Annotated in this window: 12 protein-coding genes; 8 read left to right on the forward strand and 4 right to left on the reverse strand. The window is 64.0% G+C overall.

The annotated features are described in order from the left end of the window. Positions 1-2: 2 nt before the first annotated feature. Both ACSHWJ_RS05070 and ACSHWJ_RS05075 read right to left on the reverse strand, forming a co-directional pair. Positions 3-629: an MEDS domain-containing protein gene (locus tag ACSHWJ_RS05070; RefSeq protein ID WP_432539410.1), complete on the reverse strand. Its 627-nt coding sequence runs from the start codon at positions 627-629 to the stop codon at positions 3-5. Between the two features lie 64 nt (positions 630-693). Continuing rightward, positions 694-2,928, reverse strand: coding sequence for a heavy metal translocating P-type ATPase (locus ACSHWJ_RS05075; RefSeq protein WP_432539409.1), 2,235 nt, complete (start codon positions 2,926-2,928; stop codon positions 694-696). 715 nt (positions 2,929-3,643) lie between these two features. Between ACSHWJ_RS05075 and ACSHWJ_RS05080 the strand changes: the two genes are divergently transcribed. Beyond that, positions 3,644-5,986: a TonB-dependent receptor gene (locus ACSHWJ_RS05080; protein ID WP_041361195.1), complete on the forward strand. Its 2,343-nt coding sequence runs from the start codon at positions 3,644-3,646 to the stop codon at positions 5,984-5,986. A 59-nt stretch (positions 5,987-6,045) separates the two neighbouring features. Next, a complete protein-coding gene (pyrC, locus tag ACSHWJ_RS05085) occupies positions 6,046-7,089 on the forward strand; it encodes a dihydroorotase (protein ID WP_432539408.1) in 1,044 nt (347 codons plus the stop codon). Positions 7,090-7,147: 58 nt separating this feature from the next. Here pyrC and ACSHWJ_RS05090 read toward each other — a convergent pair whose 3' ends face one another. After that, positions 7,148-8,002, reverse strand: coding sequence for an MlaA family lipoprotein (locus ACSHWJ_RS05090; protein WP_218800340.1), 855 nt, complete (start codon positions 8,000-8,002; stop codon positions 7,148-7,150). Between the two features lie 150 nt (positions 8,003-8,152). Between ACSHWJ_RS05090 and rnt the strand changes: the two genes are divergently transcribed. After that, the gene (gene rnt / locus ACSHWJ_RS05095; RefSeq protein WP_010961320.1) at positions 8,153-8,782 is read left to right on the forward strand and encodes a ribonuclease T; all 630 of its coding nucleotides are present in this window, start codon (positions 8,153-8,155) and stop codon (positions 8,780-8,782) included. A 10-nt stretch (positions 8,783-8,792) separates the two neighbouring features. Here the strand turns inward: rnt and grxD are convergent, their stop codons facing one another. Next, positions 8,793-9,125 carry a Grx4 family monothiol glutaredoxin gene (gene grxD / locus ACSHWJ_RS05100; protein WP_432539407.1) on the reverse strand — a complete coding sequence of 111 codons (333 nt, stop codon included), beginning with the start codon at positions 9,123-9,125 and terminating at the stop codon, positions 8,793-8,795. Positions 9,126-9,353: 228 nt separating this feature from the next. On the opposite strand from grxD, the gene ACSHWJ_RS05105 reads away from it, so the two are divergent. The 5 genes from ACSHWJ_RS05105 (at position 9,354) to argE (ending at position 15,050) form a co-directional block, all read left to right on the forward strand. Then, positions 9,354-10,529: an aspartate aminotransferase family protein gene (locus ACSHWJ_RS05105; protein ID WP_432539406.1), complete on the forward strand. Its 1,176-nt coding sequence runs from the start codon at positions 9,354-9,356 to the stop codon at positions 10,527-10,529. 24 nt (positions 10,530-10,553) lie between these two features. Continuing rightward, entirely contained in the window at positions 10,554-11,450 is an 897-nt protein-coding gene (argF, locus tag ACSHWJ_RS05110; RefSeq protein WP_010961323.1) for an ornithine carbamoyltransferase, read from the forward strand. 118 nt (positions 11,451-11,568) lie between these two features. Then, positions 11,569-12,132: a TIGR04211 family SH3 domain-containing protein gene (locus ACSHWJ_RS05115; protein ID WP_333687725.1), complete on the forward strand. Its 564-nt coding sequence runs from the start codon at positions 11,569-11,571 to the stop codon at positions 12,130-12,132. A gap of 46 nt (positions 12,133-12,178) precedes the next feature. Beyond that, on the forward strand, positions 12,179-13,867 hold the full coding sequence (gene ilvD, locus ACSHWJ_RS05120) for a dihydroxy-acid dehydratase (RefSeq protein WP_218800343.1): 1,689 nt from the start codon (positions 12,179-12,181) through the stop codon (positions 13,865-13,867). A gap of 16 nt (positions 13,868-13,883) precedes the next feature. After that, on the forward strand, positions 13,884-15,050 hold the full coding sequence (gene argE, locus ACSHWJ_RS05125; RefSeq protein ID WP_432539405.1) for an acetylornithine deacetylase: 1,167 nt from the start codon (positions 13,884-13,886) through the stop codon (positions 15,048-15,050). The last annotated feature ends 5 nt before the right edge of the window (positions 15,051-15,055 follow it).

A 15,055-nucleotide genomic window follows, 5' to 3' on the forward strand; every position in this document is an offset into this window, starting at 1 on the left:
GCTCAGACGTTGGGGACAGGATAACGGGCGAAATATTCCTCCGGGGAGAGGTAGTAGGGATTGTGCACGACCTGTCCCCGCACGATCATCATGGGATGGGCGTTGAGAATCTTGAAGAGGGTGGCGCCATCGAAGTGGTTGGCGTCGTACTGGCAAATCACGGTGAGCGGGCAATCGACCACCAGGAGGTTGATGCGGGACTCGTATTCGGCGAGCCGTTCCGAGCCCGGCAGCCCCCGCAGCGCCCAGTGCATTTCCCCGGTCAGCCGGACGCCGTTGAACCCTTCCCGGATGCCATCCTCGTAGGCCGAACGCAACCGGCCCAGCATCCTGTCGGGCGAGAAACGGCCCTCCGGGCAATACACGTCGACGGACGGGTCGATTTCCAACTGCGTCTCCTCGGTGGGTACGATGCCGAGGCCCGCGAGGTAGTCGCGCAGCGCCTGAGGACTCATTTCCTCGACGAAATACGCGATCTTTTCCGCGCTTTCGATGCCGCTGCGCACGAACTCGGACATGATTTCCAGGCGTTCCCGCTCGTCGTTGTAGATGTAGCACATATGGGTGCCGGGCGGAAAAAGCTCTGCGGTGAAACCCAGCGATACCGTGGCCCGTGCAGATGCCGTCATGTGCTCCTCCTAGTTGTGGGTTGTCTCGGCTGCAGCGGACAAGCATAGGCCTTTTTCCGCCGATTCATAGCCAGCGCAAACGGTTGGCATTGGTGACCACGGTGACCGAAGAAAGCGCCATGGCCGCGCCGGCGATCATCGGGTTCAGCAGTATGCCGGCGAAGGGATACAGGATTCCGGCTGCGATCGGTATGCTCAGGGTGTTGTAAATGAACGCCCCCAGCAGATTCTGTTTGATGTTGCGCACCGTCAGCCGCGACAAGTGAACGGCCTCGGAGACTTTCAGCGGCGAACCCGCCATGATCACGACGTCACCGCTTTCGATGGCGATGTCGGTGCCGGTGCCGATGGCGAAACCCACATCGGCTTGCGCAAGGGCCGGAGCGTCGTTGATGCCGTCGCCGACCATGCCGACGATCTCGCCGCGCGACTGGAGTTCTTTCACCACCGTCGCCTTGTCCTGCGGCAATACCTGGGCTCGGACTTCGTCGATCCCGACCGAGCGGGCGATCGCCCGGGCGGTCGCCTCATGATCGCCGGTCACCATCAATACCCGGACACCCAGCTCCTTCAGGCGTTGCACCGCTTCGCGCGCATCCGGCTTGATCGGGTCGGCGACCCGCAGCAGACCGACCACCCGGCCGTCGGCCGCCAGCAGGAGCGGCGTCAGCGCCTCCTGGAAGCAGTTCGCCAGCAGACCCTCGAACGCATGCAAATCGACGCCGTACTTTTCCATCATGGCCACGTTGCCGAGCAGCAAGCGACTGCCGTCGACGCTGCCGGCCACACCGTGACCAGGCTCCGCGGCGAAACCCTCCACCGCGGACGTGGCTATCTTGCCCGCCTCCGCGGCCCGCAGCACCGCCGAAGCCAGCGGATGTTCGGACCCTGCTTCGAGGCTCGCGGCCAGGCCCAGCACCCGTTCCTCCGACCAGCCCGGGGCCGTGTCGATGCCCATCACGCTGGGCCGGCCTTCGGTGATCGTCCCCGTCTTGTCCAGCACCGCGGCGGTGAGACGGCCCGCGCTCTGCAACGCCTCGCCCCGGCGGATGAGGATGCCGTGCTGGGCGGCGCGGCCGACCGCGACCATGATCGAAATCGGCGTCGCCAGCCCCAGGGCACAGGGACAGGCGATGACCAATACCGTCATCGCGGTGACGAAGGCATAGCCGAACGAAGGCGCCGGCCCGAAAATCCACCAGACCAGAAAGGTGAAGGCGGAAATGCCGACCACCACTGGCACGAACACCGCGGACACCTTGTCCACCAGGCGGGCGATCTCGGGCTTGGTAGACTGGGCCTGACGCACGCTGGCGATGATCTGCGCCAGTACGGTATCACGCCCAATGCGGGTGGCGCGGAACAAGAAGCTGCCGGACTGGTTCAAAGTGCCCGCCACCACGGTATCGCCCTCGCCTTTTTCCACCGGCATGGGCTCGCCGGTCAGCATGGACTCGTCCACGGTCGACCGGCCCTCGACCAGGACGCCGTCCACGGGAATCTTTTCTCCCGGCCGTACCCGCAGGATTTCGTCCAGACCGACCTCGGCAATCGGTACGTCGAGTTCCTGGCCGTCGCGGATCACCCGCGCGGTGCGGGGCTGCAGGCCGATCAACGCGCGGATCGCGGAAGAAGTCTTGCCGCGGGCGCGCGTCTCCAACGCCGAACCGAGATTGATGAACGCGAGGATGACCGCCGCCGCCTCGAAATAGGCATGCTGCCCTTGCGCCGGCAGCAGCTCGACGGAGTCGATGGCAACCGTCGAATAAAACCAGGCCGCGCCAGTGCCCAGCGCGATCAGGGTGTCCATGTTCGCCTGGCGGTGCTGGAACGACTTGACCGCGCCGCGGAAGAAATGCCCGCCGGAGAAATACAGCACGACCAGGGTGAGCAGCGAAACGAGGGTCCAGAACGTCGTCCCCGAGGCCGTTCCGATCATCGGAAACCAATCCAGGTGCGCCCCCAGCATCAGCGGCACGCCCAGTGAGCCGGCCCAGGCGGCTTTTTTCAGCAGTTCGCGGTAGCGCTCCTCTTCGGCCCGCTCCTGCGCTGCCGGGTCTTCGAGGGCTTCCATCACCGCACCGTCATAGCCCGCCTCCTTGAGCGCGGCCTTCAGGCTTTCCGGATCGGCCTCGCCCTTCACCAGGGCGGAATGGTCGCCGAAATTGACGCTGACGGACTCCACACCCGGCACATCCTTCAACGCGGTTTCCACCGCCTCGACGCATCCGGCACAACGCATGCCCAAGACGGACAAGCGCAACCCCTGGTCATTGCTCGAATCGTTACGGTCGTTCATGACTTGGCGTGATCCTCAGTGGTCGGTTACGGAGGGCGGTCGAGGCCTGTAAGGCCGGTTTGCCCGTGTGGATAAACCATAGCACGGACGGCGGAGCATCCGCAGCAGGACGGATAGTCCCCCTGCCGCCGAAACCACTGCCGGAACCTCCCCCGCCGAAGCCGGACCCGCCGGAGCTGCGCGGCGCCGAGCTCATGGCTGACGCGGCCCGCGCCATCATCGTGGGCCGCTCCCGCAAAAATCAGGACCGCCCACCGCGTCCCCAGCACCGGCCCCTGCCATCGAAGCAAACGGCCGGCACCCTGCGCTGGGCGGTTTCGTCAAGCTCGAAGAAGGCACGGGCGGGGCCCCGAACCGACATCGCCCGATCACCGGCAGCGATGAGTGCCTCCAGCGCACCTTTTCGTTCGCGACATGTGCCTTCATGGTTTCCAGCAAGTTCGAAACCAGATCGTGGCGGCGCTTGAGCCGCACCAGTGCGTCGTAGGTGAAAACGATCGAATGGATGATCAGGACGAGGACCACACCTGCATACTGCATGGCTGCCTTGGCTCCTCAGTTGACTCGAACCGGCAAGATGACGCGCCGGCGGCCGTCTCTGGGTACAGGAGGGTTTTGTCAAATCCGGAAAGCCTCCGAAAGACGGGATATTTTCCCTATCCATTCCGGGCAGCCGTTCCCTATCATTGCGCGATTTTTTGAGAGTGACATCGACATGCGCAAGATCACGGTGTGCAGCCTCGCCGCCTTGAGTTTCGCCCAGTGCGCCGGCGCAGCGGAGGACACCTCCAGCACGGCCGACGCCGGGGCGGCGGGGGACAAGACGGTGCAAATGGAAACCGTCAAGGTCATAACCGACTCGCCGGTGGGTGATTCAGGGGTGGAGGAATACAAGCTGCCTTCGCATGTCCAGACCGTCGACGCCAAGGAGCTGGACCAGGCGGAAAGCGTCACTCTGCCGGACTACATGAACCGCTTCTTCGGCAGCGTCAATGTCAATGACGCCCAGAACAACCCGTTCCAGCCGGACGTGCAGTACCGCGGTTTCGTCGCCTCGCCTTTGCTGGGGTTGCCGCAAGGGCTTTCCATTTACGTCAACGGCATCCGCTTCAACGAGCCCTTCGGCGACACGGTGAACTGGGACCTGATCCCCGAGGGCGCCATCGACAGGATGAGCCTCGAATCCGGTTCCAATCCGGTGTTCGGCCAGAACACCCTGGGTGGCGCGATCAGCGTCCGCACCAAAACCGGTTTCACCGCACCGGGCTACCGCGCGGAACTGTTCGGCGGTTCGTGGGGACGCAACTCGGAGGAGGTCGAGACAGGCTGGAACAACGGCGAATTCGGCGCCTATTTCCATTTCCGCAATTTCCACGAGGACGGCTGGCGCGAATACTCACCCACCGGCGTGATGCAGTGGTTCTCCACCCTCAGCTGGAAAAACGACGACCGCTCCAACCTGAACTTGAACTTCGCGGCCACCGACGACAACATGGTCGGCAACGGCGCTGTCCCGGTCCAGCTCTACGACCAGCAGCCCAACGCCGTCTTCACCTATCCGGACCAGACCAAGACGAACCTCTTCCTGGCCTCGCTGGACGGCAACCACTGGCTGACCGACGACATCGAACTGTCCGGCAACGCCTTCTTCCGCCAGAACCTGATCAGCACCTTCAACGGCGACGGTTCGGACTACGAACCCTGTGAAAACGATCCCACCTATATGTGCAACGACGGCGGGGAAGGCGAAGAAGTACTTGACATCGAAGGCAGGCCCGTGGTGTCCACCCCCAAGGTCGAGGGCGCCACCAACAATTTCACCCAGACCAACCAGCGCAACTACGGCGGCAGCCTGCAGACGGCCTTCAACCAGACGCTGGGCGGCTACGGCAACCGTCTGCTGGTCGGCGGCGTCTACAATCAGGGTCAGGTCGATTACGGCGCCGACACCGAACTGGCTGCACTCTTGAGCAGCCGTGGCACCCTGGGCAGCGGTGTCATCCTTGAAGAGCCGCGGGTGCGCCTCCATACCAGCGTCTACAACTACGGAGTCTATCTGAGCGATTCGTTTTCGCTCACCGACGAACTCACCTTCACCGTATCGGGCCGCTACAATCTGACCCAGATCGAACTCACCGATCAGATAGGTACCGAGCTGAACGGCAAACACAGCTACGACCGGATCAATCCTTCCGCCGGCCTCACCTACAACTGGCGACCGGAACTCAACTTCTTCGGCAACTTCAGCCAGTCGAACCGCGCGCCGACGCCGCTCGAACTCAGCTGTGCCGACCCGGCCCAGCCCTGCAAGCTGCCCAACGCCTTCCTATCCGATCCGCCGCTCAAACAGGTGGTCGCGACCACCGGCGAAATCGGCGCGCGCGGCATGTTCGAGGACATCGATTTCGGGGGGGGACTGGAAGGCGATGTCAACTGGAACGCGACGCTGTTCCAGACCGAGAACAGCAACGACATCCTGTTCATCGCCGCCAGCGGGGTGTACAACAACCAGGGCTATTTCGACAACGTCGGCCAGACCCTGCGCCAGGGCTTTGAGTTTGGGATCAATGCCGAATTCGAGCGGTTCAGGCTGGGGCTGAACTACACCCTGCTCGACGCCACTTTTCAGACGCCGTTCGTCGAGAACAGTCCGAACAACCCCTATGCCCGGGACGGCCTGATCTACGTGCAAAAAGGCGACCACATCCCCGGCATCCCGCAGAACATGCTGAAGTTCAATGCTTCCGTGACCATTCTGGAAGGGCTCACTGCCGGCACCGAGATCATCTACAACAGCGGGCAGTATCTGCGCGGCGACGAAGCCAATCTGACCGCACCGCTGCAGGACTACACCCTCGTGATGCTGCACGGAGAATACCGCTACGACGAGCACTTCTCGATGTTCTTCCGCGTCAACAACCTGTTCGACGCGCAATACCAGACGTTCGGCATGTATGGCAATCCGCAGGAAGTGCTGGGACCTGCCTATACCAACAACCGCTTCGTCGGACCAGGATCGCCCAGGGCCGCCTGGGCGGGCGTCAAGCTGGCATTCTGAAGGAAAACCGGCGGGAGGCCGGTATAATTCCAGGAGCAGCTCATCTCCCCGGAATCGGCATGGACTCGATCACGCTGGCGACACCCGACGACTGGCATCTGCACCTGCGCGACGGCGCAGCCATGGCGGACATCGTGGACCACAGTGCCCGCCAGTTCGGCCGGGCGGTCGTCATGCCCAACCTGAAGCCACCGGTGACGACGGTGACGGCCGCACTGGAATACCGTGGCCGTATCCTGGCGGCCCTGCCGGACGACGCGCGTTTTGAGCCGCTGATGGCGCTTTATCTGACGGATGCCACGCCGGCCGATGAAGTCCGGCGCGCGGCCGAAACGCCCGAAATCATCGGCTTCAAGCTCTACCCGGCCGGCGCCACGACCCACTCCGAGGCCGGCGTCACGGCCATCGAAAAGATCCAGCGGACGCTCGAAGCCCTGGAACGGCATGATGTACCCCTGCTGGTTCACGGCGAGGTCACCGACGCGGAAATCGACATTTTCGACCGGGAAGCGCGATTCATCGAATCGGTCCTCGAACCGCTGGTCAGGCGCTTCCCGGCATTGCGCATCGTCCTGGAACACGTGACGACGAAGGAGGGTGTGGAGTTCGTGCAAGGCTGCGGTCCCCGGATCGGGGCCACCATCACGGCCCACCATCTGCTCTATAACCGCAATGCCTTGCTGGCCGGCGGCATCCGCCCTCACCATTACTGCCTGCCGGTGCTCAAGCGCGAATCCCACCGGCAGGCACTGGTATCGGCCGCGACCAGCGGCGACGCTCACTTCTTTCTGGGCACCGACAGCGCTCCCCACCCCCGGCTGCACAAGGAGAGTGCCTGCGGTTGCGCCGGCTGCTACACGGCATTCACGGCCGTGGAACTTTACGCCCTTGCATTCGAGCGGGCCGGCGCGCTGGACAAGCTCGAGCGCTTCGCCAGCCACAACGGCGCCGATTTCTACGGCCTCCCCAGGAACCGCGGAACCCTCACCCTGCACCGGACGCCGTGGCAGGTTCCCGACACTCTGCCATTCGGACGGGACAGCCTGGTTCCCGCCATGGCCGGAGAAGGCATCCCTTGGCGGGCATCCCGCCACTCGGGTTAGACCGTCCAGAAAAAAGCCCGCTTCACGAGCGGGCTTTTTGCAGTAAAGCAAGAAACCGTCAGGGCGATACCGGTTTTGCCTTTTCCTTCTCGATGGCTTCGTTGGCGCGGTCTTCGATGCCCTGCAGCTCGAACTCCATTTCCACGCCCTCGCCCCCGCCAAAATCCTCCCCCAGTGGAGGATTGCCATCATGAATGAGATAGTTCCGCTGCTGGAAATAGGCATTGCGGATGAACTCGTAACGGTCCACCGACGCCTCGTCGGCGATCTTGGTAGCGCTCAGCATGTCGGCCCGGACGTCCACGAACCGCCCGGCCCCCGCGCCCCAGGGAATGCTCGCGGGAGTGATGTAGTTGATGGGATTGGCCGCGGTATCGCCGGCAAACCCGACCACACCGCGCGGCGAACCCGGCCCGATGACGGGCAGCACGAGATAGGGACCGGATGGCACCCCCCAGGTCGCCAAAGTCTGGTCGAAATCCTCGTAGTGTTTGGGCAGATCGAGCTTATCGGCCACGTCGATGAATCCCGCCATGCCGATCGTCGAGTTGACGAGGAAGCGCCCCAGGTCCTGCCCCGTCTGCAACAATTTGAACTGCAGCAGATCGTTCGCGATCACCGAGACGTCGTCGACGTTGCTGAAGAAATTCGTGACCCCCTTGTCGACGAACTTGGGAGTGGCCCATTGATAGCCCTTGGCCACGGGCTTCATGAAATAGTCGTCGAGTCCATCGTTAAAGGACTGAACACCGCGGTTCCACTCCTCCCAAGGGTCGCGCGAATCGACATGCGTCCGGGGGGCGCCCGCCTTGGGCCCCTCCTGTTTGACCTTGTCCGAGGCACAGCCGGCCGCCCCTGCTGCGACGATGAAGACCAGCGCCAGCCGGCCGCCTATGATTCGAGAGTTTTCCATACTGTTTTTGTACCCTTGATCTCGTGATTCCAGGGGATCTTGACGCGTATCCCGTATTCTAAACGCTACACCGCAATCCGCAATGCAATCCCCCCCGAAATCGCCTTACAATGGGTTTAATGCACCGCAAACCCGCGATCGGCACTCGTCATGACATCCCGCAAATCCCCCCTGGCCCGGCGTTTCCGGAGTTATCTGCCGGTCGTCGTGGACGTCGAAACCTCAGGGTTCGATCCGCACGCCAATGCCTTGCTCGAAATCGCCGCCGTCCACCTGGATATGGACGAATCGGGGAATCTTCACCCCGTCCGCACCCATCAGTTGCATGTAAAACCCTTCGAAGGCGCCAAGCTGGATGAGGCCGCACTGAACTTCAACAAAATCAACCCGTTTCATCCGTTCCGGTTCGCGGTGGACGAACGCGAGGCTCTGTCGCAGATTTTCGACGCCGTCCAGCAGTCCATCCGCCAGCACGGCTGCACGAGGGCGATCCTGGTGGGTCACAACCCGGCCTTCGACATCGCCTTCCTCAACGCGGCATCGAGCCGCGCCAGGATCAAGAAGAACCCCTTCCACCCATTCAGCACGTTCGACACCGCGACCCTGGGGGGACTCGCCTACGGCCAGACCGTGCTGGCACGAGCGGCGCAAGCGGCGGGACTCAGCTGGGACCATCAGGAGGCCCATTCCGCCGCTTACGACGCCAACCAGACCGCCCGGCTGTTTTGCACCATCGTCAACCGCTGGAAGCGGATGACCGAACTCCTGCCGCCGGAGTGATCGGCCGGATTCAGTCCTGCTGCTCCCCGGCCTTCGTTACCCCCGCCAGCAGTTTCTGCAGTTCGCCGCTCTCGTAAAGCTCCATCATGATGTCGCTGCCGCCGACCAGCTCCCCGCGAACGAACAACTGGGGAAACGTCGGCCAATGGGACACGAGCTTCAGGTTTTCACGGACCTCGGGCGCCTCGAAGACGTTGACGAAAGCGTATTCAACGCCGCACTTGTCGAGAATCTGAACGGCTCGTCCGGAAAATCCGCATTGGGGAAAATCGGGCGTCCCCTTCATGTACAAGATGACGGGATTGTCTGCGATCTGGCGCTTGATATTCTCGATCACGTCCACTGTTTGCCTCGTTCACTTCGGATGAAACCTGTCGATTTTTCGACACCCACCCCGAAACGTCAAGCGGAACGACCGACGGCCCGGCACCTGCCAGCCCGGTTGAAACGGCCTGCCGTATCGGGTCGATGAAGTTCTTGTGCTGTTCCCTCTTTTCCGTTAACCTTCCGAACCTCATCTAGGCAGTCTGGTTCGACTGCCTTTTGTTTTTTCGGGTTTTTCCGCACATCGATGACGAGCAACATCATGCCGACTTATGCCCGGCAACCCGTGACGTTCACCCACGGTGAGGGGGCCTGGCTTTTCGACACCGAAGGCAAACGCTACCTCGACGCCGTTTCCGGCGTCGCCGTCTGCAGCCTGGGCCACGCCCATCCGGCAGTTGCGAAGGCCTTGTGCGATCAGGCGGGGCGGCTGGTCCACTGCTCCAACCTCTACCGTATCGGGCTGCAGGAAGACCTGGCCAAGCAGCTATGCGACCTGAGCGGGATGGACAATGCCTTCTTTTGCAACTCAGGCGCCGAGGCCAATGAGGCCGCGCTCAAGATCGCGCGCCGTTACGGCCATCACCGCGGTATCGACACCCCGAAAATCGTCGTCATGGAAGGGAGCTTCCACGGCCGGACGCTGGCCACGCTGAGCGCCACCGGCAACCCCAAGGTGCAGGAAGGATTCGCCCCCCTGGTCGGCGGCTTCGTCCGCCTCCCCTACGGCGACGCGGAGGCCGTCGCCGCCGTCGACGACCCCGACGTCGTCGCCGTCCTGGTCGAACCGGTGCAGGGCGAAGGCGGGGTCCGCATTCCGCCTGACGACTACCTGGCGCGGCTCAAATCGCTGTGCGAACGCCGCGGCTGGCTGCTGATGCTCGATGAAGTACAAACCGGCATGGGCCGTACCGGCCGGATGTTCGGCCACCAACATACGGGGATCACCCCGGACGTGATGGCACTGGCGAAAGCGCTCGGCAACGGCGTGCCGATCGGTGCCTGTCTCGCCCGCGGCGTGGCCGCGGAAATGCTCACGGCCGGCAAGCACGGCTCCACCTTCGGCGGCAATCCGTTGGCCTGCGCTGCGGCCCTGGCGGTGATCGACACCCTGACCCGGCAGTCCCTGGCCCAGCGGGCGGAGATCCTCGGCCAGCGACTGCTGGACGGCTTCCGGACCCGCCTGAGCGGACGTCCCGGCGTCATCGAAATCCGAGGCTTGGGCCTGATGATCGGTCTCGAACTCGAGCGCCCCTGTACCCGCCTCGTCGGGATGGCCCTGGAGCGGGGCCTGCTCATCAATGTCACCGCGGAGCGGACCGTGCGCCTGCTCCCGCCCCTGATACTGACGGATGCCCAGGCCGACGATCTGGTGGAGCGATTGTGCTCCCTCGTCGAAGCCCATCTGGACGCCGCCGGCTGATATCACCGATCCAGCAGATTCGCCATGAAACCGCGTCATTTCGTCACCTTGCGCGATCTCAGTTCCGCCGAATTCCGTGCGCTGATCGCCCGCGCCATCGATCTCAAGGCCCGGAAGGAACCCTACGAACCCCTGAAAAACAAGGTCCTGGGAATGGTGTTCGAAAAATCGTCGACCCGTACCCGGGTGTCGTTCGAGGTCGGCATGGCCCAGTTCGGCGGCAGTTCCATCTTCCTGTCGCCGCGGGACACCCAGCTCGGGCGCGGCGAGCCGATCGAGGATTCGGCACGGGTTTTGTCCCGCATGGTGGACTGCATCATGCTTCGCACCCACGCCCATCGCACCGTGGAAATCTTCGCCGAGTATTCCAGGGTACCGGTGATCAACGGGCTGACGGACCGCTTCCACCCCTGCCAGCTGCTGGCAGACATGCAGACCTATTTCGAACACCGGGGAGACATCGCCGGCAAGACCGTCGCCTGGATCGGCGACGGCAACAACATGTGCCAGACCTACGTCCACGCCGCCGGACTGCTCGATTTCCGGTTGCGCATCGCCTGCCCGCCGGGGTATGAACCCGAAGCCGAGCTGGTCGAAGCGGCGGGGAAATGCGTGGAGGTTGGTCATGACGTCCGGACCGCGGTGAACGGCGCCGACCTGGTTGTGACCGACGTCTGGGCCAGCATGGGGCAGGAGAGTGAGCAGACCGAGCGCACGGGCGCGTTTCGGGACTACCAGGTGAATGCGGCGCTCATGGCCCTGGCCCACGCCGACGCGCTGTTCATGCACTGCCTTCCCGCCCACCGCGGCGAGGAAGTGTCCGCAGAGGTGCTGGAAGGACCACAAAGCGTAGTCTGGGACGAAGCCGAAAACCGGCTGCATGCCCAGAAAGCCTTGCTGGAATTCCTGCTGACGGCCTGAAGCGGTTTACCGGCCGCCTTGGGGACTCCGCTGTCGGCGTTATAATTCCGGTTTCGATGCAGGACATGACCCGTCCCCATCCGCATTCGTCCGTACTCTCATTGGTGTTCGGCCCGAAATGAAAAGGACCCTAGCCTGTTTTCTGCTTGCCGCGGCCTCGGCAGCGAACGCTGCACCAGAACACGGCCGCGTGCCGGCCGATGCCGCCCCCCCTCCGGCCCAGGTCTCGAAACCACGCGGCGGGCAAGTCGTTCTCCTGAAGGATTTCAATGAGGTCAAGCAGAAAAACCTCGAGCTCAAACAGAAACTCGCCGAACTGGAAAACGCGCGTAAATCGCTGGAAGCGGAGCTCGCCGGCCTCCGGGCCGGGCGGGAGGCGGCGGAATCGAACTCCCGCAGTCTCGGCGCGGAAAACGAGCGTTTGACGGCCGAACTGGCCGCGATCCGGCAGACTTCGGCCAATGCCCTTCAGATCGAAGCGGAACGCAACCGGCTGCGGGAAACCCTGGCGACCGTCGAACGTGATCTCGAAGCCAAGCGGCTGGAGAACCAGGCGCTGGCCGAAGACAGCCGGCAGCGCTGGTTCCTGATCGGCGCCGGCGTACTGGCCGGCGGCTTCCTGCTGGGCCTGATCGCTCCCCGGCTCGGTTGGCGCCGACGCAGCAGCTGGGATTCGTTTTGACGCACCTCATCCCCGGCGAACCGGACATTTCACAAGGAAACTCATCATGACCGACAAGCACCCCCGTCCCCATTCGTCCCAGGTCGTCGACGGCATGGAGCGCGCCCCGAGCCGCGCGATGCTGCACGCCGTCGGCTTCGCCGATGCCGACTTCGCCAAACCGCAGATCGGCATCGCTTCCACCTGGGCGATGGTGACGCCGTGCAACATGCACATCAACAAGCTCGCCGAGGACGCAGCACGCGGCGTCGACGGCGGTGGCGGCAAGGCAGTGATCTTCAACACCATCACCATTTCCGACGGCATCTCGATGGGCACCGAAGGAATGAAATACTCCCTCGTGTCGCGGGAAGTCATCGCCGACTCGATCGAAACCGTGGTGGCCTGTCAGGGTTATGACGGCGTGGTCGCCATCGGCGGCTGTGACAAGAACATGCCCGGCTGCCTGATCGCCCTCGCCCGCCTCAACCGTCCGGCGGTGTTCGTCTATGGCGGCACCATCCTGCCGGGCTGCCACGACGGCAAGAAGCTGGACGTGGTGTCGGTGTTCGAAGCGGTCGGCGCCCGCGCCAACCACCGCATCGACGATGCCGAACTGCACGCCATCGAATCCAATGCCATCCCCGGTCCGGGCTCCTGCGGTGGCATGTATACCGCCAACACCATGGCCTCCGCCATCGAGGCATTAGGGATGAGCCTGCCGGGCAGTTCGGCCCAGGTGGCCATTTCCCGCGCCAAGGAACTGGATTGCGAGCGGGCCGGCGCGCAGGTCCTCAAGCTCCTGGACCTGGGGCTCAAACCCCGCGACATCATGACCAAGAAGGCGTTCGAGAACGCCATCACGGTGGTGATCGCCCTGGGCGGCTCCACCAACGCCGTGCTGCACCTCCTGGCCATGGCCAACGCCTGCGGCGTCGACCTGAAGCTCGACGATTTCACCCGCATCGGGCGCAAAGTGCCGATGCTGGCGGATCTGAAACCCAGCGGCAGATACTCCATGGCCGAACTGGTGGAAATCGGCGGCATCCAGCCGCTGATGAAGACCTTGCTGGACGCGGGACTCCTGCACGGCGACTGCATGACCGTAACCGGCAAGACCCTGGAAGAAAACCTGGCCGACGCGCCCGACTACCCGGCCGGACAAGACATGATCCGGTCGCTGGACAACCCCATCAAAAAGGACAGCCATCTGGTGGTCCTGAGGGGCAACCTGGCGCCGGAAGGCGCGGTCGCCAAGATCACCGGCAAGGAAGGACTGAGCTTCACCGGCACCGCCCGCGTATTCGACTGCGAGGAAGCGGCGCTCACGGCCATCCTCGACGGCACGATCGTGAAAGGCGACGTCATCGTCATCCGCTATGAAGGCCCCAAGGGCGGCCCCGGCATGCGCGAGATGCTCTCGCCGACCTCGGCGGTCATGGGCAAGGGATTGGGCAAGGAGGTCGCCCTCATCACCGACGGCCGCTTTTCCGGCGGCACCCACGGCTTCGTGGTCGGCCACATCACGCCGGAGGCCTACACCGGCGGGCCGCTGGCGATCGTCCGGGACGGCGATACCATCACCATCGACGCCGAGACCCGCGAATTGAGCCTGCACGTCACCGACGATGAAATCGGCCGGCGCCTGGCGCAGTGGACTCAACCGGCGCCGCGCTACACCAAGGGCGTGCTGGCCAAATACGCCAGGTTGGTGAGCTCGGCCTCGGAAGGCGCCGTCACCGACGAAGGCCTCTGACACCGTCACGGCGACCATGGCCCGGCGCCTGCCGTCCCTGCGCGAGATGATCCGGGCGCTGATCGCCCGGCCTTCGGTCAGTTGCACCGATCCGCGCTTCGACCAGTCCAACCGGGCGGTGATCGACCTGCTGGCGGAATGGGCCGAAGCACTGGGATTCCGCGTCGCGATCCAGCCGCTGGCACACGGCAAGGCCAACCTGATCGCCAGCCTCGGGCCGACGGAACGTGGCGGAGGTCTGGCGCTGTCCGGCCATACCGACACGGTGCCCTGCGATCCCGACCGCTGGCACAGCGACCCGTTCACGGCGGTCGAGAAGGACGGGCGGATCTACGGCCTCGGCAGTGCGGACATGAAATCCTTCTTTGCTCTGGTGCTCTCCGCTGCGAGCGAAATCGACCCGGCTACGCTGCGGAGGCCCCTGCTGCTGGTCGCCACGGCGGACGAGGAGAGCTCCATGGCCGGTGCCAAGGCGCTCCTGCCGGAACAGCTCGCCCCGGCCCGCTGCTGCGTGATCGGCGAACCGACCGGCCTCAGGCCCATTCGCATGCACAAGGGCGTCATGATGGAGTCGATCCGCGTCCGCGGCCAGACCGGGCACTCCAGCGATCCCGCCCTCGGCGCGAACGCCATCGAGGGCATGCACCGGGTGATTTCCGAACTGCTGGCCATCCGCGAGGAGTTGCAGGAGCGCTACCGCGATCCGGCCTTCGCCGTGCCGGTGCCGACCCTGAACCTCGGCGCCATCCACGGCGGCGACAATCCCAACCGCATCTGCGGCCATTGCGAGCTGAGCATCGACCTGAGGCCTCTGCCCGGCATGGATATCGGGGAACTCCGCAGCCTGCTGAAGCAGCGGCTGGGACAGGCATTGCCGGCTTCGCCGCGGCTCGGGCTTTCCGTCGAATCCCTGTTCGGCGGCGTGCCGGCTTTCGAGACCCGGGCGGATGCCGATCTGGTGCGCAGCTGCGAGCATCTCAGTCACGCCCGGGCCGGCGCGGTGTCCTTCGGCACCGAGGCCCCCTTCCTGTCCCGGCTCGGCGTGGAAACCGTGGTCCTGGGCGCCGGCCACATCGAACAGGCCCACCAGCCCGACGAATACCTCCCGCTGGAACACATCGAGCCTGCAACTGCGATTCTCCGCGGTCTCATCGAGCGCTACTGCATCGCGCCGGCACCCTGACGGAG

Source organism: Methylococcus sp. S1M (genome assembly GCF_051295855.1).
Taxonomy (GTDB): Bacteria; Pseudomonadota; Gammaproteobacteria; order Methylococcales; family Methylococcaceae; genus Methylococcus; species Methylococcus capsulatus.